Source organism: Rhizobium sp. RHZ02 (assembly GCF_014851575.1).
Lineage (GTDB): Bacteria > Pseudomonadota > Alphaproteobacteria > Rhizobiales > Rhizobiaceae > Rhizobium > Rhizobium altiplani.
Genome location: NZ_JACUZX010000001.1, coordinates 52,698 through 77,450 on the forward strand (window position 1 = coordinate 52,698; position 24,753 = coordinate 77,450).

General features: G+C 61.4%; 22 protein-coding genes. 15 read left to right on the forward strand and 7 right to left on the reverse strand.

All coding sequences use genetic code 11. The features are described from left to right. Window positions 1-54 precede the first annotated feature (54 nt). Window positions 55-1,869, forward strand: a complete 1,815-nt coding sequence (locus tag IB244_RS00210; protein WP_192302699.1) for an ABC transporter ATP-binding protein — start codon at window positions 55-57, stop codon at window positions 1,867-1,869. A gap of 184 nt (window positions 1,870-2,053) precedes the next feature. Here the strand turns inward: IB244_RS00210 and IB244_RS00215 are convergent, their stop codons facing one another. The 4 genes from IB244_RS00215 to IB244_RS00230 form a co-directional block, all read right to left on the reverse strand. Then, a complete protein-coding gene (locus tag IB244_RS00215; RefSeq protein ID WP_192302702.1) occupies window positions 2,054-3,421 on the reverse strand; it encodes an FAD-containing oxidoreductase in 1,368 nt (455 codons plus the stop codon). Beyond that, window positions 3,421-3,879 (reverse strand): membrane protein, encoded by a 459-nt coding sequence (locus IB244_RS00220; protein WP_018855460.1) that lies wholly within the window; start codon window positions 3,877-3,879, stop codon window positions 3,421-3,423. Before IB244_RS00220 ends, IB244_RS00215 begins: the two co-directional genes overlap by 1 nt. A gap of 94 nt (window positions 3,880-3,973) precedes the next feature. Next, window positions 3,974-5,161 (reverse strand): acyl-CoA dehydrogenase, encoded by a 1,188-nt coding sequence (locus tag IB244_RS00225; protein ID WP_192240087.1) that lies wholly within the window; start codon window positions 5,159-5,161, stop codon window positions 3,974-3,976. Between the two features lie 99 nt (window positions 5,162-5,260). Next, the gene (locus IB244_RS00230; protein WP_113113108.1) at window positions 5,261-6,181 is read right to left on the reverse strand and encodes a LysR family transcriptional regulator; all 921 of its coding nucleotides are present in this window, start codon (window positions 6,179-6,181) and stop codon (window positions 5,261-5,263) included. Window positions 6,182-6,502: 321 nt separating this feature from the next. On the opposite strand from IB244_RS00230, the gene IB244_RS00235 reads away from it, so the two are divergent. From IB244_RS00235 to IB244_RS00270, 8 genes are all read left to right on the forward strand, one after another. After that, window positions 6,503-7,708 (forward strand): ABC transporter substrate-binding protein, encoded by a 1,206-nt coding sequence (locus IB244_RS00235; protein ID WP_018855463.1) that lies wholly within the window; start codon window positions 6,503-6,505, stop codon window positions 7,706-7,708. A 3-nt stretch (window positions 7,709-7,711) separates the two neighbouring features. After that, the gene (locus IB244_RS00240) at window positions 7,712-8,494 is read left to right on the forward strand and encodes an ABC transporter ATP-binding protein (RefSeq protein ID WP_113113106.1); all 783 of its coding nucleotides are present in this window, start codon (window positions 7,712-7,714) and stop codon (window positions 8,492-8,494) included. After that, a complete protein-coding gene (locus IB244_RS00245) occupies window positions 8,494-9,195 on the forward strand; it encodes an ABC transporter ATP-binding protein (RefSeq protein ID WP_169680007.1) in 702 nt (233 codons plus the stop codon). The genes IB244_RS00240 and IB244_RS00245 overlap by 1 nt, the downstream gene beginning before the upstream one ends. A 5-nt stretch (window positions 9,196-9,200) precedes the next feature. Beyond that, a complete protein-coding gene (locus IB244_RS00250) occupies window positions 9,201-10,088 on the forward strand; it encodes a branched-chain amino acid ABC transporter permease (RefSeq protein ID WP_025658351.1) in 888 nt (295 codons plus the stop codon). A 2-nt stretch (window positions 10,089-10,090) separates the two neighbouring features. After that, window positions 10,091-11,080: a branched-chain amino acid ABC transporter permease gene (locus IB244_RS00255; protein WP_169680004.1), complete on the forward strand. Its 990-nt coding sequence runs from the start codon at window positions 10,091-10,093 to the stop codon at window positions 11,078-11,080. 19 nt (window positions 11,081-11,099) lie between these two features. Then, complete coding sequence (locus IB244_RS00260) at window positions 11,100-12,695, forward strand: GMC family oxidoreductase (RefSeq protein WP_169680002.1); 1,596 nt, start codon at window positions 11,100-11,102, stop codon at window positions 12,693-12,695. Window positions 12,696-12,704: 9 nt separating this feature from the next. Continuing rightward, entirely contained in the window at window positions 12,705-13,589 is an 885-nt protein-coding gene (mmsB, locus tag IB244_RS00265) for a 3-hydroxyisobutyrate dehydrogenase (RefSeq protein WP_192302704.1), read from the forward strand. Between the two features lie 85 nt (window positions 13,590-13,674). After that, window positions 13,675-14,592 (forward strand): DMT family transporter, encoded by a 918-nt coding sequence (locus IB244_RS00270; protein ID WP_192302706.1) that lies wholly within the window; start codon window positions 13,675-13,677, stop codon window positions 14,590-14,592. A gap of 18 nt (window positions 14,593-14,610) precedes the next feature. Here the strand turns inward: IB244_RS00270 and hppD are convergent, their stop codons facing one another. Further along, window positions 14,611-15,720, reverse strand: coding sequence for a 4-hydroxyphenylpyruvate dioxygenase (hppD, locus tag IB244_RS00275; protein ID WP_018855471.1), 1,110 nt, complete (start codon window positions 15,718-15,720; stop codon window positions 14,611-14,613). 128 nt (window positions 15,721-15,848) lie between these two features. Here hppD and IB244_RS00280 point away from each other — a divergent pair, with 128 nt between their 5' ends. Further along, window positions 15,849-16,322, forward strand: coding sequence for an Lrp/AsnC family transcriptional regulator (locus IB244_RS00280; RefSeq protein ID WP_025658357.1), 474 nt, complete (start codon window positions 15,849-15,851; stop codon window positions 16,320-16,322). Between the two features lie 2 nt (window positions 16,323-16,324). Here the strand turns inward: IB244_RS00280 and IB244_RS00285 are convergent, their stop codons facing one another. Then, a complete protein-coding gene (locus tag IB244_RS00285) occupies window positions 16,325-16,777 on the reverse strand; it encodes a MarR family winged helix-turn-helix transcriptional regulator (protein WP_192302707.1) in 453 nt (150 codons plus the stop codon). A gap of 68 nt (window positions 16,778-16,845) precedes the next feature. Between IB244_RS00285 and hmgA the strand changes: the two genes are divergently transcribed. The 4 genes from hmgA (at window position 16,846) to IB244_RS00305 (ending at window position 22,105) form a co-directional block, all read left to right on the forward strand. Beyond that, window positions 16,846-18,204, forward strand: coding sequence for a homogentisate 1,2-dioxygenase (gene hmgA / locus IB244_RS00290; RefSeq protein ID WP_192302708.1), 1,359 nt, complete (start codon window positions 16,846-16,848; stop codon window positions 18,202-18,204). Between the two features lie 20 nt (window positions 18,205-18,224). Then, window positions 18,225-19,250 carry a fumarylacetoacetate hydrolase family protein gene (locus tag IB244_RS00295; protein ID WP_192302709.1) on the forward strand — a complete coding sequence of 342 codons (1,026 nt, stop codon included), beginning with the start codon at window positions 18,225-18,227 and terminating at the stop codon, window positions 19,248-19,250. After that, window positions 19,247-19,885, forward strand: coding sequence for a maleylacetoacetate isomerase (gene maiA / locus IB244_RS00300; protein ID WP_192302710.1), 639 nt, complete (start codon window positions 19,247-19,249; stop codon window positions 19,883-19,885). The genes IB244_RS00295 and maiA overlap by 4 nt, the downstream gene beginning before the upstream one ends. A gap of 198 nt (window positions 19,886-20,083) precedes the next feature. Further along, window positions 20,084-22,105 (forward strand): beta-N-acetylhexosaminidase, encoded by a 2,022-nt coding sequence (locus IB244_RS00305; protein ID WP_192302711.1) that lies wholly within the window; start codon window positions 20,084-20,086, stop codon window positions 22,103-22,105. Between the two features lie 5 nt (window positions 22,106-22,110). On the opposite strand, the gene IB244_RS00310 is transcribed toward IB244_RS00305, so the two are convergent. Beyond that, a complete protein-coding gene (locus tag IB244_RS00310; RefSeq protein ID WP_192302712.1) occupies window positions 22,111-23,307 on the reverse strand; it encodes an ROK family transcriptional regulator in 1,197 nt (398 codons plus the stop codon). 267 nt (window positions 23,308-23,574) lie between these two features. On the opposite strand from IB244_RS00310, the gene IB244_RS00315 reads away from it, so the two are divergent. Further along, window positions 23,575-24,750: a Gfo/Idh/MocA family protein gene (locus tag IB244_RS00315; RefSeq protein WP_192302713.1), complete on the forward strand. Its 1,176-nt coding sequence runs from the start codon at window positions 23,575-23,577 to the stop codon at window positions 24,748-24,750. The last annotated feature ends 3 nt before the right edge of the window (window positions 24,751-24,753 follow it).

Here is a 24,753-nt window from a genome sequence, read left to right on the forward strand (position 1 = left end):
GGAGCCGCGTTTCAAACGCGGCTCCGCTTCTTTCACCCTTATTGATCGCAAGCCATGACGACGACGCACAAGACATCCTCAGAACCGCTACTTTCTGTTCGCGATCTCGTGACACAGGTGGCGACCCCCATGGGCGCGAAGACCGTCGTCGACGGCCTGAGTTTCGATCTCATGCGCGGCGAAACGCTGTGCATCGCCGGCGAAAGCGGTTCCGGCAAGTCGATGACGGCACTGTCGCTGATCCAGCTGCTGCCGAAGCCGATGGCACGGGTCGCTTCCGGCCTGGCGCTGTTCAAGGGCCGTGATGTCCTCGCGCTCGACGACGAGGGACTGCGCAAGCTACGCGGCAAGGAAATCGGAATGATCTTCCAGGAGCCGATGACCTCGCTCAATCCGGTCCTGACGATCGGGCGCCAGCTCGTCGAAGCGATCACGGCGCAACGGCCGATGAGCCATGCCGAAGCCATGGCCGAGGCCCTGCGGCTTCTGGAACAAGTGCAGATATCAGACGCGGCACGGCGGTTAAGCCAATACCCGCATGAACTTTCAGGCGGCATGCGTCAACGTGTGATGATCGCGATCGCGCTGTCGCAAGGCCCCGATATCCTGATCGCCGACGAACCGACCACGGCGCTTGACGTAACGGTGCAGGCGCAAATCCTGAGCCTGATCCGCCACCTGCAGAAGGAGAATGGAACGGCGGTGATCATGATCACCCACGACATGGGCGTCGTCGCGGAAATGGCCGACCATGTCCTGGTGATGAAGAATGGCAAAGCCGTGGAATACGGCACCGTGCACGACATCTTCGAAAAACCGGGCGCGCCCTACACGCAGATGCTGCTCGAGGCGGTTCCAACGCTCGGGGAAATGCACGGCATCGACACGCCGAAGCGAGCAAAACCGATCCCCGCCGTTCCTGTCTCCGCGACCACGGAGGCTGCGGCACGGACCGACGGGGCGCTGGTGGAGGTGAGGGATCTCACCGTGCGTTTCGACATCAAGGGCGGCATTCTCCAGCGTCCGGTGAGCCGCGTCCATGCGGTCGAGGGCCTGAGCTTCGAGATCGCGAAGGGCGAGACACTCTCGCTGGTCGGTGAAAGCGGCTGCGGCAAGTCGACGACCGGCAAGGCGCTGATGAACCTGATCCCGTGGACAGGCTCGATCCGGGTTGCGGGACAGGAGACGAGCGGGCTCGGTCGCCGGGCGATGAAGCCGATCCTCCGCGACGTGCAGATGGTGTTCCAGGATCCCTATGCCTCGCTCGATCCGCGCTATCGCGTTGGCGATCTCGTGGCCGAGCCGTTGGTAATCCATGGCCTTGCCAAGGGCTCCGAGCTCAAGGACCGGGTGGAGTACTTGTTCCGCCGGGTTGGCCTGTCTTCGGATCAGATCAATCGCTATCCGCACGAATTTTCCGGCGGCCAGCGCCAGCGCATCTCGATTGCGCGCGCCTTGTCGCTGTCACCGAAGGTCATCATCGCGGACGAAAGCGTCTCGGCGCTCGACGTATCGATCCAGGCGCAGGTTCTTGATCTACTGCAGGATATCCAGAACGAGACCGGCATTGCCTATCTGTTCATCTCCCACGACATGGCCGTGGTCGAACAGATCAGTCACCGCGTGGCGGTGATGTATATGGGCCAGTTCGTGGAAGTGGGAACCCGCCGGCAGATCTTCGAAAACCCGCGGCACAACTATACGCGCCAGCTGCTCAGCGCGGTGCCGGTTCCGGATCCACGCCGAGAGCGCCGGCTTTATGACGCAGCGGCGCGCGAGATCAAAAGCCCGATCCGGCCGCTCGGATACCAGCCGGTCTACAATCAGCTGACGGACATCGGCGATCGGCATCTGGTCGCGGCGGCCTGAGGCGATCACGGGCAGGGGACGGTGTTGCCCGGATTGCTGGGCGTGCGCCCACCGTGGTCATAAGGGATATCGAGTGGCGCACCTCACTCCAATAACCCTCCGCGACGACGTAACCGAAGATTTCGAGTGGGCGAGAGATCATGGATTGCGGCTCTCACCCCAGACCGGCCGCCGCGGCGATTTGCTAGACCGCCTTCAAATCCCCGAGCAATGTCGGAATGAGTTCTGACACGGTTGGATGGATCGGCACCGCCCATTTCAGCACCGGATAGGGCGCCTTGGCATTCATCGCGTCGATGAAACCGTGGATCGCCTCGTCGCCTTCGATCCCGAGGATTGCAGCACCCAGGATCTGCTGCGTTTCGGCATCGGCGATCACCTTCATGAAGCCCTTGGTCTCGGCGCGCTCGTTGGCGCGGCCGACACGGCTCATCGGCCGTGTGGAGATCATGATGGTGCGGCCCGACGCCCGTGCTTCCTTCTCGGTCATCCCGACGCGGCCGAGCGGCGGGTCGATATAGAGCGCATAAGCAGGAATGCGATCGCTGACCTTGCGATCCTCGCCGTCGAGAAGGTTCGCGGCAGCGATCTCGAAGTCATTGTAGGATGTGTGGGTGAAGGCGCCTCGGCCATTGCAATCGCCGAGCGCGAAGATCCCCTCGACATTGGTGGCAAGCTTGTCGTCAACGGTGATGTAACCGCGCCGGTCGGTGGCGACGCCTGCCTTGTCAAGACCGAGGTCGTCGGTGTTCGGCGTGCGCCCGGTGGCAACCAGCACGTGGCTCGCCTCAATGGCCGGCTGACCATTGCCGATGCTGACGCTGATGCCGTTGGCCGTATTGGCAAATCCGATCCCGTCGGCATCCGTATGTACGGCAATGTCTTCCGAGCGCAGGATGTCAGCGATCGCGTCTGAAATGTCGGCATCCTCACGCGAAGCAAGCTTCGGCCCGCGCTCGATCACCGTCACCTCAGCGCCGAACCGGCGATACATCTGCGCGAACTCAAGCCCGATATAGCTGCCGCCGATGACAGCAAGGTGCCTCGGAAGACGGTCGAGATGGATGATCGAGGTGCTTGTCAGGTAGTCTATGCCGCCAATCCCGGGCATATCGGGAATGGTCGGCCGCGCGCCGACATTCAGGAAGATCTTTGGGGCCGTCAGGATCTCGCCGTTGACGGTCACGCTATGGGCGTCCTCGAAGCGGGCATGCCCATAGATGACGGTCATGCCGTCCATTCCGGCGAACCAGTTGATCAGGCCGTTGCGGGCGTTCATCGTCACGGTTTCGGCACGCTTGCGCACGACAGTCATGTCGATACCCACGCCACCTGGAAGCACCACGCCGAAGTCCGCGCCGCGCCGCGCCATGTGGGCGGCACGGGCACTTGCCACCAGCGTCTTGGTGGGCATGCAGCCGGCATTGACACAGGTGCCGCCGAGGAACTTGCGTTCGATCAACGCCACCTTCATGCCCTTCGCGACCATGCGCGCGGCGAGGAAGGGACCGGATTGGCCGGCCCCGATGACGATGGCGTCGAAACTAGGCATCACACTGCTCCCACGATGATGAGCGCGCCGATGATCGCAACCGCATCCTCGATCAGCGCTGCCGGTGTATCCTTGCCGAAGGCGGCGGCGAGTTTACCACGAGCCGCCGCTCCACCGAACGTGCCAATCGCTGCGCCAACGACGCCCGCGATCAGTCCGCCAATGAGTGAGACGCCGGTAACACCGATCGTGGCGCCCGCCAGCCCGCCCATGATCAAGCGAGCGGCAAATTGCATCGGAACCTTGCGGGACGGGGTCGAGGGCAGCTGGTCGGTGATCAGCTCGACCACAGCGAGCAGGGTGAACACCCATGGGGCCCAACGGTATCCCATGAAGGCAAGCGGCGTCTGCGAAACGTCAAGCCAGCCGAGAGCAGCGGCCCAGGCAACGGCGGCAGGCGCCGTCATGGCCCTGAGACCCGCGATAATTCCAATCAGAAATGCAAGAAGCAAAAGCATGTGCAATCCCCCATGCCGCGCACAATCTAAACGCGGTCATGGGAAGCTTGCACATTGTCGCGCAGGTTTCAATTTGCGCGATGGTTTACTTGTTTCAATTGGCGAAGGCGGCTATGCCCGTGACGGCGCGGCCGAGGATAAGGGCGTGGACGTCGTGGGTTCCCTCATAGGTGTTGACCACCTCGAGGTTGACGAGATGGCGGGCAATGCCGAACTCGTCGGAAATGCCATTGCCGCCGAGCATGTCGCGCGCCAGCCTTGCGATGTCGAGGGCCTTGCCACAGGAATTGCGCTTGACGATGGAGGTCAGTTCCACGGGCGGGTGCCCGTCCTCCTTCATGCGGCCGAGCCGGATGCAGCCCTGCAGGCCGAGCGCGATTTCGGTCACCATGTCGGCGAGCTTCTTCTGGATGAGCTGGTTGGCAGCCAGCGGCCGGCCGAACTGCTTGCGGTCGAGCACATATTGACGTGCCCTGGCATAGCAGTCCTCGGCAGCGCCGAGCGCCCCCCAGGCAATGCCGAAGCGGGCCGAGTTCAGGCAGGTGAACGGGCCCTTGAGGCCCGAGACGTTGGGCAGCAGGTTCTCCTCCGGTACGAACACCTCATCCATCACCACCTCACCGGTGATCGAGGCGCGCAGGCCGACCTTGCCGTGGATCGCCGGCGCCGACAGGCCCTTCCAGCCCTTCTCGAGGATGAAGCCACGTATGACGCCGTCTTCGGTCTTGGCCCAGACGACAAATACGTCGGCGATCGGGGCATTGGAAATCCAGGTCTTGGCGCCGGTCAGGCTGTAGCCGCCATCAACCTTTTTCGCCCGCGTCACCATCGAGCCCGGATCTGAGCCGTGGTTGGGTTCGGTGAGGCCAAAGCAGCCGATCCACTCGCCGGTCGCAAGCTTCGGCAGGTACTTCTGCTTCTGCGCCTCGGAGCCGAAGGCGTCGATCGGCACCATGACGAGGGACGACTGCACGCTCATCATCGAGCGGTAGCCGCTGTCGACGCGCTCAACCTCGCGGGCAATCAGACCGTAAGCGACGTAGCCCAGGCCGGCGCCACCATATTCCGGCGCGATCGTCGGCCCGAGCAGTCCGAGTTCGCCCATTTCGCGAAAGATCTCCGGATCGGTCTTCTCGTGACGGAAGGCTTCGAGCACGCGCGGCGCCAGCTTGTCCTGTGCATAAGCCTGCGCCGTCTCCTGCACCATGCGCTCCTCGTCGGTCAGCTGCTCGACAAGGCGAAACGGATCGGCCCAATCAAAGATCTCGCGGGTATGCTGCATGGTCACTTCTCCTCATTCACCTGCTGGCACCAACATCCTTCGGGCATAGACCCGGCCGTCGAATGGGTCAACTCGCCAAGAACACTGCTCGGTGGCGCCTTATCGCTTCACCCAGGGCGGAATGAACCTGACGTCCTCGCCGGTCACCGCCTCGCGCAGGAAATCGATGACCGCACGCACCCGCGGCGACTGGCGAAGATCGCGATGGCAGGTGATCCAGTAGTGCCGCCTGAGATCGACCTCTTCAGGCAGAACCCGCTCGAGTTCGGGGTAGCGACTTGCGAAGAAATAGGGAAGCACGCAAAGCCCAAGACCATTTCTGGTCGCCGTCAGCTGCGCAAAGATGCTCGAGCTCTGGAACTGCGGCTTGATGCGCGGATGCACGTCGCCAAGATAGTCGAGGCCAGGGGCGAAGATCATTTCCTCTATGTAGCTGATGAACGGGTGCCCCAGGAGGTCGTCGCGGCAGGTGATGGGCGCGCTTCGGTGCAGATAGTCCCGCGAGCCATAGACCTGAAGGTGGTAGTCGGTGAGCTTGTCGGAGAAATACGGTCCGCCCTTCGGCTCATCGAGAACGACGGTGATATCGGCCTCCTTGCGCGACAGCGACATGATCTGCTGGATCGTCACAAGTTCGAGCGACAAATTCGGATGCCGGGCGACGAACTGCGGCAACACACGCGCGAAGAAGAAATTGGAGAAGCCCTCGGGCGCACTGAGGCGTACCACACCGCGTTGGGTCGTTGCGCCGTCGGTGAGGTCGGCGCGCAACCGTTCGGTCTCCTGCTCCATCTTCTCGGCGGTTTCGACGAAGCGGGCGCCCATCGCCGTCATCACATAGCCGCGAGGGTTGCGTTCGAAGAGCTTGACCTTGAGCGCGAACTCCAGCCGGTCGATGCGGCGCGACACGGTGGCGTGGCTGGTGCGCAATTGCCGCGCCGCAGTCGACAGCTGTCCGGTGCGGGCAACCGCGAGAAAGAACTGCAGGTCATCCCATGTAAATTGCGGCGGATTGTTCATTCGGATCCCCCAAATCGGCGCTTGCATCATCCAGCCGTTCGATATTGGTCTTTCGTCTAATGCGCCCCAGCCTGCACGTCGTCGTCGTCCGCCCTAGGTTCCAACGAAAGCGCCCTAACGATCTGCATTCATTGGGGAACCGCGACAGACCAATAGTTCTGTTCAAAAACGAACAGATACTGTTTGGAATTAGTTGTAAAGCGGCCTTGCCTGATTGGTGCAATTCCATGATCGTGGGGCATGCGCTGGCGGCCTTGAGGAGGGCGGCTGGCCAAATTTGAACAGATCCGCATTCTGGCCAATCTCTGGGAGGAGAGACATATGCGAAAGAATCTCATTGCGTCGCTGGCATTCCTGCTTGCAAGCAGCACTGCCGTGCTTGCCGATGGTGCATCCGACGGCAAGGTGAAGATCGGCATCCTGAACGACCAGTCCGGCGTCTACGCTGATTTCGGCGGCAAGTCCTCCGTCGAGGCGGCCAAGATGGCGGTCGAGGATTTCGGCGGCAAGGTGCTTGGCGTGCCGGTGGAGATTGTCGACGCCGACCACCAGAACAAGCCTGACATCGCCTCCAACATTGCCCGCCAGTGGTACGACACGGAGCAAGTGGACGCGATCATGGAATTGACCACCTCGTCAGTGGCGCTCGCGGTTCAGGCGATCGCGAAGGAAAAGAAGAAGATCAACATCGTCACCGGGGCCGCGACCACGGATCTCACCGGCAAGGCCTGTTCGCCCTACGGCTTCCACTGGGCCTATGACACGCATGCGCTTGCCGTCGGCACCGGCGGAGCGCTCGTCAAGCAAGGCGGCGACAGCTGGTTCTTCCTGACGGCCGACTACGCATTCGGCTACTCCCTGGAGCAGCAGACGAGCGATTTCGTCAAGTCCGCCGGCGGCAAGGTCGTCGGTTCTGTCCGCCATCCCCTGTCGAACCAGGATTTCTCGTCCTTCCTTCTGCAGGCACAATCCTCCGGCGCCAAGGTGATCGGCCTTGCCAATGCCGGTCTTGATACGTCCAACGCCATCAAGCAGGCTGCCGAGTTCGGCATCACTCAGGGTGGCCAGCATCTGGCGGCACTGCTCTTCACGCTGGCCGAAGTTCACGGCTTGGGGCTCGAGGCAGCGCAAGGCCTGACGCTGACGGAAGGCTATTACTGGAACCTCGACGACAAGAGCCGCGAATTCGGCAAGAAGTTCTTCGCCCGCACCGGCAAGATGCCGAACATGATCCACGCCGGTACCTATTCGGCCGTGCTCCAGTATCTCAAGGCGATCGACAAGGCCGGCACCGACGACACCGAGGCCGTTGCCAAGCAGCTGCACGAACTGCCCGTCGACGACGTCTTCGCTCGCGGTGGCACCGTCGGCCCGAATGGCCGCATGATCCACGACATGTACCTGCTGCAGGTCAAGAAGCCGGCCGACAGCAAGGAACCGTGGGACTACTTCAACGTTCTCGCGACCATCCCGGGCAAGGAAGCCTATATCGATCCCGCCAAGAGCGGCTGCGCTCTGGTGAACTAGGCGATGGCGGTTTCCGCGACCCAATCGAACGCTATGCCGCGGGTGGTCCTTTCCGCTCGCGGCCTGCGTCGTGACTTCGGCGGCTTCACTGCCGTCAAGAATGTTGATCTCGACGTCCATGACGCGAGCGTGCATGCCCTGATCGGCCCCAACGGCGCGGGAAAGACGACGGTGTTCAACCTGCTGACGAAGTTCCTGCAGCCGACATCGGGCACCATCACGCTGATGGGTACTGATATCACGAGAACGGCACCCGACAAGGTGGCGCGCATGGGGTTGGTGCGATCATTCCAGATCTCGGCCGTGTTTCCACATCTCAGCGTTCTCGACAATGTGCGGGTGGCGCTGCAACGGCCCAACAAGCTGTCAACGCAATTCTGGCGCCCACTATCAGCACTCGACGCATTGAACGATCGCGCCGAACAGCTGCTTGCGAAGGTCGGCCTCTTCAAGGAGCGCGACGCCATCGCCGCCGATCTTTCCTATGGCCGCAAGCGCGTCCTTGAGATCGCAACGACCTTGGCACTTGATCCAAGAGTGCTCCTTCTCGACGAACCGATGGCCGGCATGGGGCACGAGGATGTCGGCGTCGTCTCCGCTCTGATCCGCGAGGTGGCGCGCGACCGCGCCGTCCTGATGGTCGAGCACAATCTGTCCGTCGTCGCCAACATCTGCCAGCATGTGACCGTGCTGCAGCGTGGCGAAATCCTTGCCGAAGGCGACTATGCGACCGTCAGCGCCGATGAGCGGGTTCGCCAGGCCTACATGGGCTCGGAGGAGGGCTGATGGCGACACTTCTGGACGTCCAGGGGCTCAACGCCTGGTACGGCGAAAGCCACATCCTGCACGGTGTCGACATGCGGGTCGGCGAGGGTGAGACAGTCACCATTCTTGGCCGCAACGGCGTCGGAAAGACGACGACGCTGCGCACCATCACCGGCATCGTCCGCACCCGCAAGGGCAAGCTGACATTCGCAGGTAAGGACATGATGCAGGTGCCGTTACACAAGACGGCGCATCGCGGTATCGGCTTCGTGCCGGAGGAGCGCGGCATATTCTCGACGTTGACGGTGTCCGAGAATCTGATGCTGCCGCCAGTCGTTGCCTCGGGCGGCATGACGGTCGAGGAGATCTACGAGCTGTTTCCAAACCTTTACGAGCGCCGCAACAGTGCGGGCACGAAGCTGTCGGGCGGTGAGCAGCAAATGCTGGCAATCGCCCGCATTTTGCGCACCGGTGTTCGCATGCTCCTGCTCGACGAACCCACGGAGGGGCTGGCGCCCGTCATCGTCCAGCGCATCGGCGAAGTGCTGAGGCAATTGAAGGAGCGGGGCATGACGATCCTGCTTGTCGAGCAGAATTTCCGTTTCGCTAGCCGGATCGCCGATCGCTTCTATCTTATGGATCACGGGCAGATGGTTTCGGAGTTCCCGGTGGGCGAGTTGCCCCAGCGGATGGATACGCTGCACAAGGTTCTGGGAGTGTGATCTGAATGACAATGATCTTCGGCATTCCCCTGCAGGCGTTCATGGGCCAGTTGCTGATCGGTCTGATCAACGGCTCATTCTACGCGCTCTTGAGCCTCGGGCTCGCCATCATCTTCGGCCTGTTGCGCGTCATCAATTTCGCGCACGGCGCGCAATACATGCTCGGCGCCTTCGCCGCCTACCTTCTGCTTGCCTATGCCGGCATAGGTTACTGGCCATCGCTGATCCTTGCCCCCGTGATCGTCGGATTGGCCGGCGCGGTGATCGAACGCTTGTTCCTCCGTCGGCTCTATGATCTGGACCCACTCTACGGGCTGCTCTTCACATTCGGTCTTGCCCTGACGGTCGAAGGCACCTTCCGTTACCTCTACGGCTCATCCGGCCAACCCTACGCGCAACCCGCTGCCCTGGCCGGCGCCGTCAACCTCGGCTTCATGTTCCTGCCGATCTATCGCGGCTGGGTGGTCGTCGTGTCGCTTGTGGTCTGCCTCGGCACCTGGCTCCTGATCGAGAAGACAAAGCTCGGCGCCTATCTCAGGGCCGCCACCGAGAATGCAACGCTCGTCCAGGCATTCGGCGTCAACGTGCCGGTTCTCCTGACATTGACCTACGCACTTGGAGCCGGTCTTGCAGCCTTTGCGGGTGTACTGGCCGCGCCGATCTATCAGGTGTCGCCGTTGATGGGCTCCAGCATGATCATCGTCGTGTTCGCCGTCGTCGTGGTCGGTGGCATGGGCTCGATCATGGGCGCGATCATCACCGGTTATGTACTCGGCATCGCGGAAGGCCTGACCAAGGTCTTCTATCCGGAGGCGTCCAACATCGTGATCTTCGTCATCATGGCAATTGTTCTTCTCATCAGGCCCGCGGGCCTCTTCGGCCGGGATGCCTGACGATGACAGAGATCACCGAAACAATCCGTCCGGAAAAAAGCCGCACCGCGCTATCGGTACAGGCGGCATTCCTGATCATCGGCCTGCTGCTCCTGCTATTGGCGCCGTTCTTCTTCTACCCGATTTTCCTGATGAAGCTCTTGTGCTTTGCGCTGTTTGCCTGCGCCTTCAACCTGCTGCTCGGCTATACCGGCCTGCTGTCGTTCGGTCATGCGACCTTCTTCGGCGGGGCTGCCTATTTTACCGCCCATGCCGTGAAGGAATGGGGGTTTTCGCCGGAACTCGGCATCCTGGTCGGCGTCGCAGGTGCTGCCATCCTCGGCCTCGTCATGGGTTTCTTCGCGATCCGCCGTCAGGGTATCTATTTCGCGATGATTACGCTTGCCCTCTCGCAAATGTTCTTCTTCTTCTGCCTGCAAGCGGCGTTCACGCATGGCGAGGACGGTATCCAGTCCGTGCCGCGCGGTCATCTGTTCGGCGTCCTCGATCTCAGTAGTTCGACCAACATGTATTATTTCGTGCTGGCCGTCTTCGTCGTCGGCATCCTGATTATCTGGCGCTTCATCAATTCGCCGTTCGGCATGATCCTGAAATCGATCCGCGAGAACGAGCAGCGGGCGATATCGCTCGGTTATTCCGTCGCGCGCTACAAGCTGGGCGCCTTCGTTATGTCGGCGGCACTCGCGGGCCTGGCCGGGGCAGTAAAATCCCTCGTCTTCCAGTTCGCGACCTTGACCGATGTCGCCTGGCAGATGTCCGGCGAGGTGATCCTGATGACCCTGCTTGGCGGTATTGGTACCCTGATCGGTCCGCTGTTTGGCGCGGGCCTTGTCGTCACGCTGGAAAACTACCTTGCAACATCGGAATTCCCGGTGACGATCATCACAGGTGTGGTGTTCATGGTTTGCGTGCTGATCTTCCGCCGCGGCATCATCGGCGAGTTTTATGCGTCGCGTCTCGGTCGGAAGCTTGGCTTCGTCTACCGCCGCTAACCTGCGGGGTGGCATTTGCATGGATCGCTTCGACTACATCATCATTGGTGCCGGCAGCGCCGGCTGCGTTCTCGCCAACCGGCTGTCCGAGGATCACAACACGCGCGTTCTGCTGCTGGAGGCCGGTGGCAGCGACAATTACCACTGGATCCATATTCCTGTCGGCTATCTCTATTGCATCAACAACCCGCGCACCGATTGGTGCTTCACGACGGTTCCGCAGCAGGGATTGAACGGGCGCGCCCTCAATTATCCGCGCGGCAAGGTGCTCGGCGGCTCATCCTCGATAAACGGCATGATCTACATGCGCGGCCAGGCACGCGACTATGATCTCTGGCGGCAGATGGGATGCTCGGGCTGGGGCTGGGACGACGTGCTTCCGTTCTTCCGCAAATCGGAGGACTACTATCGCGGCGAGACCGAGATGCATGGAACAGGCGGCGAGTGGCGGGTGGAAAAAGCCCGCGTTCGCTGGGCGGTACTCGATGCGTTCCAGGCCGCCGCCAGGGAAGCCGGCATTCCGGAAACGCCCGACTTCAACACCGGCGACAACGAGGGATCAGGCTACTTCGACGTCAACCAGCGGTCCGGCATCCGCTGGAATACGACCAAGGCCTTCCTGCGCCCGGCCATGCGGCGAGGCAATCTGACAGTTCTGACGAAGGCGCAGGCGCGCCGGCTGCTGATCGAGGATGGCGCTGTCACGGGCGTCGATTATCAGCATGCGGGCACCACGAAGCGCGCCTACGCGACGAGGGAAACGATCCTCGCGGCGGGCGCGATCGGTTCGCCACACATCCTGGAGCTGTCCGGTCTGGGCCAAGGAGAGGTGCTGAAAAGCGCGGGCGTGGAGGTCATTGCCGAGGTAAAAGGCATCGGCGAGAACCTCCAGGACCACCTGCAGCTTCGTATGGTCTACAAGGTCACCGGCGTTGCGACGCTGAACGAGAAGGCAACAAGGTTCATCGGCAAGGCTCAGATCGGCCTGGAATATCTGATCAGACGTTCAGGGCCGATGGCAATGGCGCCAAGCCAGCTTGGCATCTTCACCCGCTCCGGCCCCGACAAGGAGACACCGGACCTTCAATACCATGTGCAGCCGGTGTCGCTCGACAAGTTCGGCGATCCAGTTCACCCTTTTCCTGCCATCACCGCGAGCGTCTGTAACCTCAGACCCGAAAGTCGCGGTTCGGTCCATGTGGCGAGCCCGGATTTTGCTCTCCAGCCGACGATCAGTCCGAACTATCTCTCGACCGAACGAGATCGCGACATAGCTATTCGCGCGATACGCATGACACGGAAGATCGTCGCGCAGCCGTCCTTTGCGCGGTTCCGGCCCGAGGAGTTCAGGCCTGGCCCGAATTACCAAAGGGACGCGGAACTGGCGCAGGCAGCCGGGGATATTGGCACGACGATTTTCCACCCTGTCGGAACATGCCGGATGGGTTCCGATCGCGAAAGTGTCGTCGATCCTCGCCTCAGGTTCCGGGCGTTGGCGAAGCTCCGGATTGCAGACGCCTCCGTGATGCCGGCCATCACGTCGGGCAATACCAATTCGCCGACGATCATGATCGCCGAAAAGGCAGCTGCGATGATCCTGGCGGACAACAGATAGGAGAACGGCATGGCACGGATTGCATTCATCGGGCTTGGCAACATGGGCGGACCGATGGCCGCCAACCTCGTCAAGGCTGGCCATGAAGTCACCGGTTTTGACCTCGCCGCCCCCGTCCTGCAGGCTGCGGAAGAGCACGGGGTGAAGGCGGCAGGCCATATCAGCCAGGCTGTTTCGGACGCCGAGATCGTCGTGACGATGCTGCCGCAGGGCAAGCATGTGCTCAGCGCCTGGACTGACATCCTTCGCTCCATCCCCGCCGGGACGCTTGTCATCGATAGTTCGACGATTGATGTCGACAGCGCCCGCAAGGCGCACGCAATGGCAAGCAATGCCGGTTGCCTTTCCCTCGATGCACCTGTGTCCGGCGGCACCGGCGGGGCGGCCGCAGGTACACTGACCTTCATGGCCGGCGGATCGGACGAGGCGTTTGCGAAGGCAAAGCCGGTCCTCGAAGCCATGGGCAGGAAAATCGTCCATTGCGGGGACGCGGGCGCAGGGCAAGCAGCGAAGATCTGCAACAACATGATCCTTGGCATCTCGATGATCGGCGTCTGCGAAGCTTTCGCCCTTGGCGAAAAGCTCGGTCTTTCGCATCAGGCGCTGTTCGACGTCGCCTCGACCTCGTCGGGACAATGCTGGTCGATCAGCACCTATTGCCCTGTCCCGGGACCGGTTCCGACATCGCCCGCGAACAATGACTACAAGCCTGGTTTTGCGGCCGCGCTGATGCTGAAGGACCTGCGCCTGTCGCAGGAGGCGGCACTGTCGACCGGCGCCTCGACGCCGCTCGGCGCCGAAGCTTCTCAGCTCTATGCGCTCTTTGAGAAGCAGGGGAATGGCGCACGCGATTTTTCTGCAATCATCGAAATGCTGCGCGGCAAGACCGAATAGCCCTCTGCCGTGGCTTGACACTCCCGCTGATATGCGCGACGCCCCCGGCTGCCGCGATGCGGCGACCGGCAACAGGAATTCCGACATGCAACCGCAGCCTACCGCGACGGGCCTCAAGAACTTCGTGCTACTGGGCGTTGTTCTGATGCTTCTCGGGGACTTTCTCTTCGCGCTCAATGACGCGATGGGCAAGTGGCTCGTGACAAGCTTCTCTGTCGGCCAGGTGTTGCTGATCCGCTCGCTCGGATGCTTCATCGTCCTGGGACCCCTGATTGCCAGGCAGGGCCCAGCCCAACTGTTCAGGGTAGAGCAGAAGGGGCTGCAGCTTCTTCGCGTGCTCCTTGCAACAGTCGATGTCGGCCTGTTTTACGCCGCCGTCGCCTACCTGCCGCTCGCTGACGTCATGACCTTCTACATGGCCGGACCGATCTATGTCGCCGCGCTCTCGCATTTCTTCCTCAACGAACGGATTGGCTGGCGTCGTTGGCTGGCAGTCTTCGTCGGCTTCTGCGGCGTGGTGATCGCGCTGCGTCCGTCCTCGGCGATGCTGTCGCTGCCCTCACTTTTCGGCATTGTCGGCAGCCTGTCCTTTTCGATGGCCCTGGTGCTCAACCGATACCTCCGCAACACCAGTGACACGACCCTTGTTACCTGGCAGATGGTCGCCGCACTCGTCGTCGGGGCGGTGCTTTCCATCGGCGCCTGGCAGCCAACAAGCCCGGTCGAGCTCACCGGCATGCTCGCCCTCGGCGTCGTTGCATCCTGTGCGCACCTCCTGATCACGCGTTCGCTGAAGCTCGCCCCGGCATCCCTGCTGGCGCTCCTTCAATACAGCCTTCTGATCTGGGCGATTGCGCTCGGATATCTGTTCTTCGGCGACGTTCCGGATCTCTATGTGATCTCAGGCGGCACGATCATCGTCGTCGCCGGCCTGTTCATCTTCCATCGCAAGAACCTGCTGGAAACAGTGCCGCCGGAGGCTGTTGCCCCAGACGGCCACTAATTCACAAGTTCATTTCCGCTAGGCGGCAGCGGGCTTGATGACACCGCGGCGTATCTGGTCGGCTTCGATCGATTCGAAAAGCGCCCGGAAGTTGCCTTCGCCGAAACCTTCGTCGCCCTTGCGCTGGATAAACTCGAAAAAGATCGGACCAATCACCGTCTTCGAGAAGATCTGCAGCAGGATCTTCGTCGTGCCGCCGTCGAGCACGCCTTCGCCGTCGATCAGAATGCCATGCCTGGCCATTCTTTCGATCGGCTCGTCATGTCCATGAACGCGCTCGCGTGACATATCGTAGTAGGTCTCCGGAGGACCCGGCATGAAGCGCAGGCCGTTTTCGGCAAGCTTGTCGGTCGCCTCGTAGATGGCGTCGGTACCGACGGCAATGTGCTGGATGCCTTCGCCTCTGTACTTCTTCAGATACTCCTCGATCTGGCTGGTCTCGTCCTTCGATTCATTCAGCGGAATACGGATCTTGCCACAGGGAGAGGTGATTGCACGGCTCATCAACCCCGTGATCCGGCCGTCAATATTGAAGAAGTGGATCTGCTTGAAGTTGAAGAGTTCGCGATAGAAGTCCCACCACTTGTCCATGTTGCCGCGATAGACGTTGTGGGTCAGGTGGTCGAGATAGAAGAAGCCGACACCCTTGGGCCGCGGATCACGCTCGGCCAGCCAGTCGAACTCGAGATCATAAGCCGAGCCCTTCGCGCCGTAGCGCTCCACGAAGTAGAGAAGCGAGCCGCCAATACCGACGATCGCTGGCACGTCGAGGGTCTTGTCCTTGCCCTCGTAGGGTGTCGCGCCCCTGGCAACGGCATGGTCGAAGGCATGCTTGGCATCGACGACACGCCACGCCATCGACGGCGCGCAGGGCCCATGATCCTCGACGAAGCGCATGGCATGGCTGCCCGGCTCGGCATTGACGATGTAGTTGATGTCGCCCTGACGCCAGACCGTGATGTTCCTGCTCTTGTGCCTGGCGACGGCGCGATATCCCATACGGTCGAACAGTTCCGCCAGCTTCTCGGGCGCTGGATGTGCGAATTCGACAAACTCGAACCCGTCCGTGCCGGCAGGATTGTCAACGGTGATCTGAGACGGCGGTGCGTCGTGCGGATAGGGGCCCATTTGCTCCTCCTGAGGCTGTAGCCAGTTGGATGCAAATTATGGACCTGTCCTTGTGCAATGTGCTTGCATTGTGGTGGCTTATGGCCAAATATCCGCACGGAATGTGCATAGGACGAGATAATCGTACAATGTCTGAGCAGCTGGATGGTTTCGACCTGAAGATCCTCGCCGAACTTCAAAGAGACGGACGGTTGACCAATATCGAACTGTCCGAACGCATCAGCCTCTCGGCCTCCCAATGCTCGCGACGGCGAACGCGGCTGGAGGCAGAGGGCTTCATTCGCGGCTATCAGGCAAATCTCGATCCGGACAGGCTGGGGCTCAATCTGCTGGTCGTCATCTCGGTCACGCTGGCAACCCATAATCGCGACAATGCCCGCCGCTTTCAGCAATTGGTCAACGGCCTGCCAGAGGTCCTGGAGGCCTATGCGCTGACGGGCGAGATGGACTATCACCTGAAGGTGGCGACGCGCGGCCTGTCGGGCCTTTCGCGGTTCGTCAACGACGTTCTGTTGCCGCACGAATCCGTCCAGCACGTGAAAACCTCGATCGTGCTCAACACGTTGAAGCACTTCGAAGGCTACCCGCTCAGCGGCTCATAGATTCATTTCGATTTGCGCCGCAGTCCTGCGGAAGCCTCGATCGCCGAAAGCGCGAGGTCGAGGTGGCGGATCGCCTCTTCGCCAAGCTTCAGGCATACCGTCTCCTGGTACTTGTGCGCAAGGACTGTGATCCTGCGGTAGTATTCGCGCCCGAGCGCCGTGAGTTCGATCTCTTCGAAACGTCTGTCTGTATAGCTCGGAATTCTCTTCAGCCAATGGCGCTGCTCAAGCGCATGGACGGCCCGGCTCACCTTGGTCTTGTGCATGTGTGAATGGGCGCCGATGTCCTTTGCCGTCATTGCGCCGACACTGCCGAGTGCGGCAAGCGTGCGCCATTCGGGCCGGGTCAGATCGAACTCCTGCTTGTACTGGCGCGCGAATGACAGGCTGATGAGTTCCGACGCCCGATTGAGCCGGTAGGGAATGAAGCCGTCGAGCTCAAATCCACTCTCCATGGCTGCTCCTTGATAGTTACAAAATCGACGGTTACGTTTGTAACTATATAGACGGAGGAGACGCAAGCATGGACACCACCGAAGCACCAGGTTCCCGTGCGCGGGCGGAGACCAGCATGCTGGCCTACATGCCGGGGTTCGGCAACGACTTCGAGACGGAGGCGCTGCCAGGGGCATTGCCGCAGGGCCAGAACAGCCCGCAAAAATGCAGCTATGGCCTTTATGCCGAGCAGCTGTCCGGCTCGCCATTCACGGCTCCGAGAGGAACAAACGAGCGTTCCTGGCTCTATCGCATCAGGCCAAGCGTTCGCCACACGCGCCGCTTCGCCAATGCGAGCTACCCCTTCTGGAAATCGGCGCCATGTCTCGACGATCACTCCCTGCCACTTGGTCAACTGCGCTGGGATCCGATCCCGGCTCCAGTGGTAAGCGCCGACTTTCTTGCCGGAATCCGAACGATGACGGCAGCCGGCGACGTCATGACCCAGGTCGGGATGGCCGCGCATGCCTATGCCTTCAATGCGGACATGGTGGATGACTATTTCTTCAATGCCGACGGGGAACTGCTCATTGTTCCGCAACTTGGCGCCATCAGCGTCTTCACCGAGATGGGCGTCATGGAGCTCGAACCGGCGGAAATCTGCCTCATCCCCCGTGGGATGATGTTCAAGGTTTCACGTCTCGGCGACGGGCCCGAGTGGCGCGGCTACATCTGCGAAAACTACGGAGCGAAGTTCACCATGCCGGATCGTGGACCGATCGGCGCCAACTGCCTGGCGAACGCCCGCGACTTCAAGACGCCGGTCGCCGCCTTCGAGGACAAGGAGACGGCGTGCCGCGTGCATGTGAAATGGTGCGGCAAGTTCTATGTGACCGAGATCGACCACTCGCCGCTCGACGTCGTCGCCTGGCACGGAAACTACATCCCCTTCAAATATGACCTAAGGACTTTCTCCCCGGTCGGGGCCATTCTCTTCGATCACCCGGACCCGTCGATTTTCACGGTCCTGACGGCGCCGAGTGGCGAAGAAGGGACGGCAAATGTCGACTTCGTGATCTTTCCGCCCCGCTGGCTCGTTGCCGAGCACACGTTCCGGCCGCCCTGGTATCACCGCAACATCATGAGCGAGTTCATGGGGCTGATCCATGGACAATACGACGCCAAGGAAAAGGGCTTCGTCCCAGGAGGAATGAGCCTGCACAACATGATGCTGCCACATGGGCCGGATGCCTCCGGCTTCGAAAAAGCGTCCAACTCCGAGCTGAAGCCGGTCAAGCTCGATCACACGATGGCGTTCATGTTCGAGACGCGCTTCCCGCAGCAGCTGACAAGATACGCCGCGGAACTGGAGACGCTGCAGGATGACTATATTGATTGCTGGGATGGTCTGGAGCGCCGTTTCGATGGGACGCCTGGCATCAAGTAGGCGCGAACGCGGAGGATCACATGAAACTTGCCACGCTCAAAGACGGTTCGCGCGACGGCCGGCTGATCGTCGTCACCCGTGACCTGACACAGTTTGCCGATGCGGGCGAGGTCGCCCGCACCCTGCAGGCAGCGCTGGACGACTGGCCGGCAACCGCGCCAAAACTTACCCGCCTCGCCGAAAGCCTCGAGGCCGGCTCAGTGCCATCCGAGCCCTTTGATCCGCGCCATGTGCATTCCCCACTGCCACGCGCCTACCAGTGGGCGGACGGATCGGCCTACGTCAACCATGTCGAGCTGGTGCGAAAGGCCCGGAATGCCGACTTGCCGACGACATTCTGGACCGATCCCCTGATGTACCAAGGCGGCTCCGACAACTTTCTCGCCCCTTGCGACCCGATCCTTGCCGCCGATGAGCGCTTCGGCATCGATATGGAAGGCGAGGTTGCCGTTATCGTCGACGATGTTGCGATGGGCGCAACGTCTCGGCAGGCACATGAAGCAATCCGGCTCGTGATGCTCGTGAACGACGTGTCGCTGCGCGGTCTCATTCCCGATGAGCTCGCCAAGGGATTCGGCTTCTTCCAGTCGAAACCCTCGTCGTCTTTCTCGCCCGTCGCCGTGACAGTGGACGAACTCGGCGACGCCTGGAAGGACGGCAGGGTCCATCTTCCATTGCTCATCAGCTTGAACGGCATTCCGTTTGGCCGCGCCAACGCCGGCAGAGACATGACGTTCGACTTCGGACAGCTCGTTTCGCACGCGGCGAAAACACGCCCGCTGGCGGCAGGCTCGATCATCGGTTCAGGCACGGTTTCCAACAAGCGTGACGGCGGCCCCGGCAAGCCGATCGTTGAAGGCGGAGACGGCTATTCCTGCATCGCCGAGATCAGAATGATCGAGACCATTGAGCACGGAGGCCCCAAAACGCCTTACCTGCACTTCGGCGACAGGGTTCGCATCGAGATGAAGGACAAGCACGGTGCATCGATTTTCGGCGCGATCGAGCAGACCGTACGACGCTACGCCGGGGACGAGCGGCAATGACCGGGATCGTGCTCTACGACTACTGGCGCTCTTCGGCCAGCTACCGGGTCCGCATCGCGCTTCATGTGCTGGGGCTTGCCTTCGAGACCGTCCCGATCGACCTGCTTGCCTTGGCGCACAAGGATCCTGACTACCTGAAAATCAATCCCCAGGGTCTGGTCCCCACCTTGCGCATCGGCGGACACACGCTCACCCAATCCCTGGCCATCATCGAATACCTTGCCGAGACCTATCCCGAAAGCGGGTTCCTGCCCGACACCGCCGTGGGGCGGCAGCGGGTGAGGGCGCTGTCTTATGCCGTTGCGATGGATATTCATCCGATCTGCAACCTTAATGTCGTCTCGCACGTCGCTCACCTGACTGGCGAGGAGGGCGCCCGAGCCGAGTGGATGACCAGGTTCATCGGCAGCGGACTGCACGCGGTGGAACAGATGCTCGATGAGCCGACGACCGGTCGCTACACATTTGGAGACGCACTGACGATGGCCGATTTCTGCCTGGTGCCGCAGGTCTACAACGCCCGTCGCTGGGGTATCGAAATGTCGGCGTTTCCTCGCGTCGTTCGCATTGTCGACGCGTGCAACGCACTGCCGGCGTTCAAGGCTGCCCATCCGGACGCGGCAAAGCCGGTCTAACCGACATCACGATATCACACGCCGCAAGTTGTATCTCACCACTTGCAGCGGGTGACGGTCCCTTCGTGGCGCCTGGCACACGGGCCGTTGCCGGGCCCGCAATAATTCCTTCTGCCGATTGACGATCGCCAACGCAAGCTGATTAAATCAAATTGATTGATCAAATCGGAACAACATAGTCCCTAACCCTATCAAGAGATGATGATGTCGATACAGCGCCAACCCGCCCTGCGGCTCGAAACCTCATGGCTGCCCGCTTCGGACGAACGAGACCAGGCCTACACGCTCAACCTCAAGAACCTTTCATCGAATTCCCTTGCCAACTTCACCCTCTGCATCAGCGGTCCGGGACGGGTGGATCCGGCTGTTCACATCGAGGGGGGCACGATCGGCCGCCGGCTATCAAATTTCACCGAATTTCTTCCGCCCGAGAATTTCGAGCTTGAGGCGGGCAAGACCTGGACGCTGACCATCTCCGCTCTCAGCTGGCCGTTCCAGCATTGGACGGATGGGGCAACCGGTGCCTATGTGGCGTTCGCCGACGGCGGCACGCTTGCACTATCTGTCGAGCCGACCCGCTCGCTTGCCAACAATGCCCCATTGAAGCGTGGCGCAGAAATCTATCCCGTGCCGGTCAATCCGCCTGTGCCTGTCGCGATCGTCCCGTGGCCTGACGTGGTGTCGGTATCAGGCAAGCGCTCGGTTCCTCCCGGCTTTGCGCTCAATGCCGGCAATCCCCCGGCCATTGCGGCGGCAGCTGCCTTTACCGGCCTCGTCGAACAGCTCTTTGCGGTCGAAGGGATCGTTCGTCCTGCCTCGGAAGGCGGAATGCCCGTGATGCTTGACGTCGTCGAGGGCCTGGCGCCAGAAGCCTATCGCGTGTCCTTCTCGAGCGAGACCGTACACATTTCCGCCGGCACACAGACCGGCCTGCTCTATGGCCTGATCACGCTTGGCCAGGTCTGGCGTGGTGCGCTCCTTTATCCGCACGCCTTCCGTTTTCCGGTCGAAGGCGAGATCCGCGACGAGCCATCCATGGGATGGCGCGGCCTTCATCTCGATGTTGCCCGTCAGTTCTACGGCAAGGCTGAAATCAAGAAGCTGCTCAGCATTCTCGCCTGGAACAAGGTCAACCGCTTCCATTGGCACCTCTCGGACGACGAGGCGTGGCGGATCGAGATCGACGCCTATCCTGCCCTGACCGAAGTCGGCGCCTGGCGGGGACACGGCCTTCCCATTCCGCCGCTTCTCGGCTCTGGCGCGGCCCGCACCGGTGGTTACTACACCAAGGCGGCCGTACGCGAGATCGTCGCGCACGCCAAGGAGCTCGGCATCGAGGTCGTGCCGGAGATCGATGTCCCTGGACATTGCTATGCCATGCAACAGGCAATCCCGGAACTTCGCGACCCGCAAGAAGCCGGGAGCTACCATTCGGTTCAGGGCTTCCCCGACAACTGCCTGAACCCGGCACGCGAGAAGACCTACGAGGTTCTGGAAACGATCTTCCGCGAATTGATCGAGCTCTTTCCCTTCAAGACGATCCATATCGGCGCCGATGAAGTGCCCCTCGGCGCCTGGTCGGGTTCGCCGGAGGCCTTGGCGCGTCTGCGCGAGATTGGCGGAGATGCAGTGGCCAAAGCACATGCCAAGCGGCTCAACGTCATCACCAATACTCACGGCGCCGACGACATAGACGGATCGGGAGCCGCGGTTCTGCAATCGATTTTCCTCGCCCGGATCCAGAAGTTCCTCGCCGAGCAGGGCTGCATCACCGGCGGCTGGGAAGAGGCAGCGCATGGCAATGTCATCGACAAGGCAAAGAGCTATCTCTGCGGCTGGCGCAGTGTCGAAGTTTCGGCGGCGCTCGCCGGTCAGGGCTACGAAATGGTCGTCTGCCCTGGGCAGGTCTACTATCTCGACATGGCAAACAGCCCCGATTGGGACGAGCCGGGCGCCAGCTGGGCCGGGTGGTCGGAGCCGGAGAAGCTCTACAATTTCGACCCGGTCGAAGGCTGGAGCGAGGAGCAGAAAAAGAAGCTGCGTGGCATCCAGGCCTGCATCTGGTCGGAGCCGATGACCGATCGCGCGGTCTTTGACCGCCTGGTGTTTCCGCGGATCTCGGCACTTGCCGAGAGCGCCTGGACAAAGCCCGCGGACAAGTCCTGGGAGCGCTTCAAGGCAGTCGCGGGATTGATGCCGGTCCTGTACGCCTATCCGTGAGGTTGTCAGCCCAGAGGTTTTTGAAGGACATCGAACTGCGGGTTCGTTTCCGAGAAGATCGGCAGTGCCGCGGCGCCCAGAAGCGCCGTGTCCCTGCCGGTCGCACCGATCATGATGCGCGGCAGGTTTCGTTCCTCCCCGGGATTGACCGGGGTATGCAACGGATCCAGCTGACGAGCGAGGCGCTGCAGCAGTGACGGGGGCATCGAACCGCCAAGCACGATCGTCTGCGGGTCGAAGGCCAATTCCAGAACATCGATTGTCTGACGCATGGGCTTCGCGGCAGCTTCTGCCCAGGCATCAATCCGACTGTCCCCTTGCGCGATCAAGGCGGCAAGAGTTTCAGGATCGTGCTGTCTGGGGTCGCCAATGTCGAGATATTCGTAGGCCGCGCCGAGCGAGACATAGCGGTCGAGGCAACCACGCTTGCCACACACGCAGGCCAGCCCATCCGGCACCACGATCATATGGCCGATTTCGCCAGCATTGTTGCGGCTTCCCTTGTAGAGATGGCCGTCGAGAAACATGCCGGCCCCTATACCACCGCCGAGAAACAGATAGACAAAGCTGCTCAAGCCCCGAGCGACGCCGTGGAGCCGCTCGCCGATCGCAGCAGAGGTGGCATCGTTCTCGACGAGAACCGGGACACCAACAAGTCGGGCAAGTTCCGGGGCCACGGGGAAACCCTGCCAGCCGGGAAGCGTCACCGGGCTCAGCGATGTCACACCTTCGGCCGCATACCGCCCCGGCATTGCGATGCCGACACCCAGCAGGCGGGCGCGATCGAAGCGAAAGTTCCGTTGCAGTTCGTCAGCGATACCGCCGAGGATCGGCATCGCCTCGGTCGGCGTCGGCCTGTCGACGGGCTTGTCGATCCTGGCACGGACACGTCCGGAAAGATCGGTCAGCACGCCAACCGCACGATCCCGCTCCAGCTCCAGGCCAATGGAGTAGGCACCGTCCGGATTGATCGAGTAGGGCGTGATCGGCTGTCCCCGCGCCGCCTTCTTCGGGGCTTCGGCCTTCAGCAACTCGGACCGTTCGAGTTCTTCGACAATGTTCGATACCGTCTGCGTGCTGAGCGCCGTCAACCGGGAGAGGGCCGCCCGCGACAACGGTCCATTCGTCCGGACCGCTTCGATCACGACGCGTCGGTTGTGCGATTTTGCCTGTTCGAGATTGGTGCCTGAAATTGCCTTCATTGGCCTGACTTGCGAGCGTTCCAAACAATCACCTTGCTTACCGCATAAGCGGTTCCGTCATTTATATCCAGCAGATTGCATCCCGGCGGTCGGGCCCATCCGCGTGATTGTGCGCAGGCGTTGCAACGAGCAAGAGCGAGCTTCAGGAACTTTGTGGGGGCTGGCGCCTGCGCCATTTCTTGGTCGCCAGCAACGGGCCGGGTTGACAGCATGGGGAGCACATGGCACTTATGTAACTAAATAGTTATTTACGGGAGGAAGACGCAGATGGCGACGATTTCGCTTGGCATTATCATGCATGGGATCACCGGCCGCATGGGCTATAACCAGCATCTGGTGCGCTCCATTCTCGCGATCCGCGAGCAGGGGGGCCTTGAGCTTTCCAACGGCGACCGCCTGATGCCCGATCCGATCCTCGTCGGACGCAACGCCGACAAGATCGAGGCCATTGCCCACAAGCACGGTCTGACGCGCACGACCACTGATCTCGACAGCGCCCTTGCGGATCCGAACAACAGGATCTTTTTTGACGCAGGCTCGACGCAAATGCGCGTCTCGCTCTTGAAAAAGGCAATCGAGGCCGGCAAGCATGTCTATTGCGAAAAGCCGATCTCGGAGACGCTCGAGGAGGCGCTTTCCGTTGCGACGCTTGCCGAACAGCGCGGCGTCAAAAATGGTGTCGTGCAGGACAAGCTCTACCTGCCGGGACTGCGCAAGATCGCGCTGCTCAAGGACAGCGGCTTCTTCGGCAAGATACTCTCGGTACGCGGCGAGTTCGGCTACTGGGTATTCGAGGGTGACTGGGGCGTGAAGGCTCAGCGTCCATCCTGGAACTATCGCGCGGCCGATGGTGGCGGCATGATCCTCGACATGCTGCCGCACTGGCGCTACGTGCTGGACAACCTCTTTGGCGAGGTCAAGGCCGTCAGCTGCTACGCGTCCACCCATATCCCGAGCCGCGTCGACGAGAACGGCAAGACCTACAGGGCAGATGCCGACGACGCAGCCTATTCGACTTTTGAACTCGAGGGCGGCATCGTCGCCCACATCAACTCCTCCTGGGCGGTTCGCGTGCGTCGTGACGACCTCGTGACCTTCCAGGTCGACGGAACACATGGTTCGGCCGTCTGCGGTCTGACCAAATGCTGGACGCAGCATCGGGTCAACACACCGAAGCCTGTCTGGAATCCCGATCAGCCGCAGACGATCGACTTCTACAGGACATGGGACGAGGTTCCGGAAACCCAGGTTTTCGACAACGGCTTCAAGGCGCAGTGGGAAGACTACCTGCGCTACGTCGTCGAAGACGCGCCGTGGAGGTTCACGCTGCGCGAGGGCGCCAAGGGTGTTCAGCTTGCGGAACTGGCGCACCAGAGCTGGAAGGAACGCCGCTGGGTGGATGTTCCCTCGCTCGCCGACACCTCCGTGCGCAAGGTTGCCTGACGG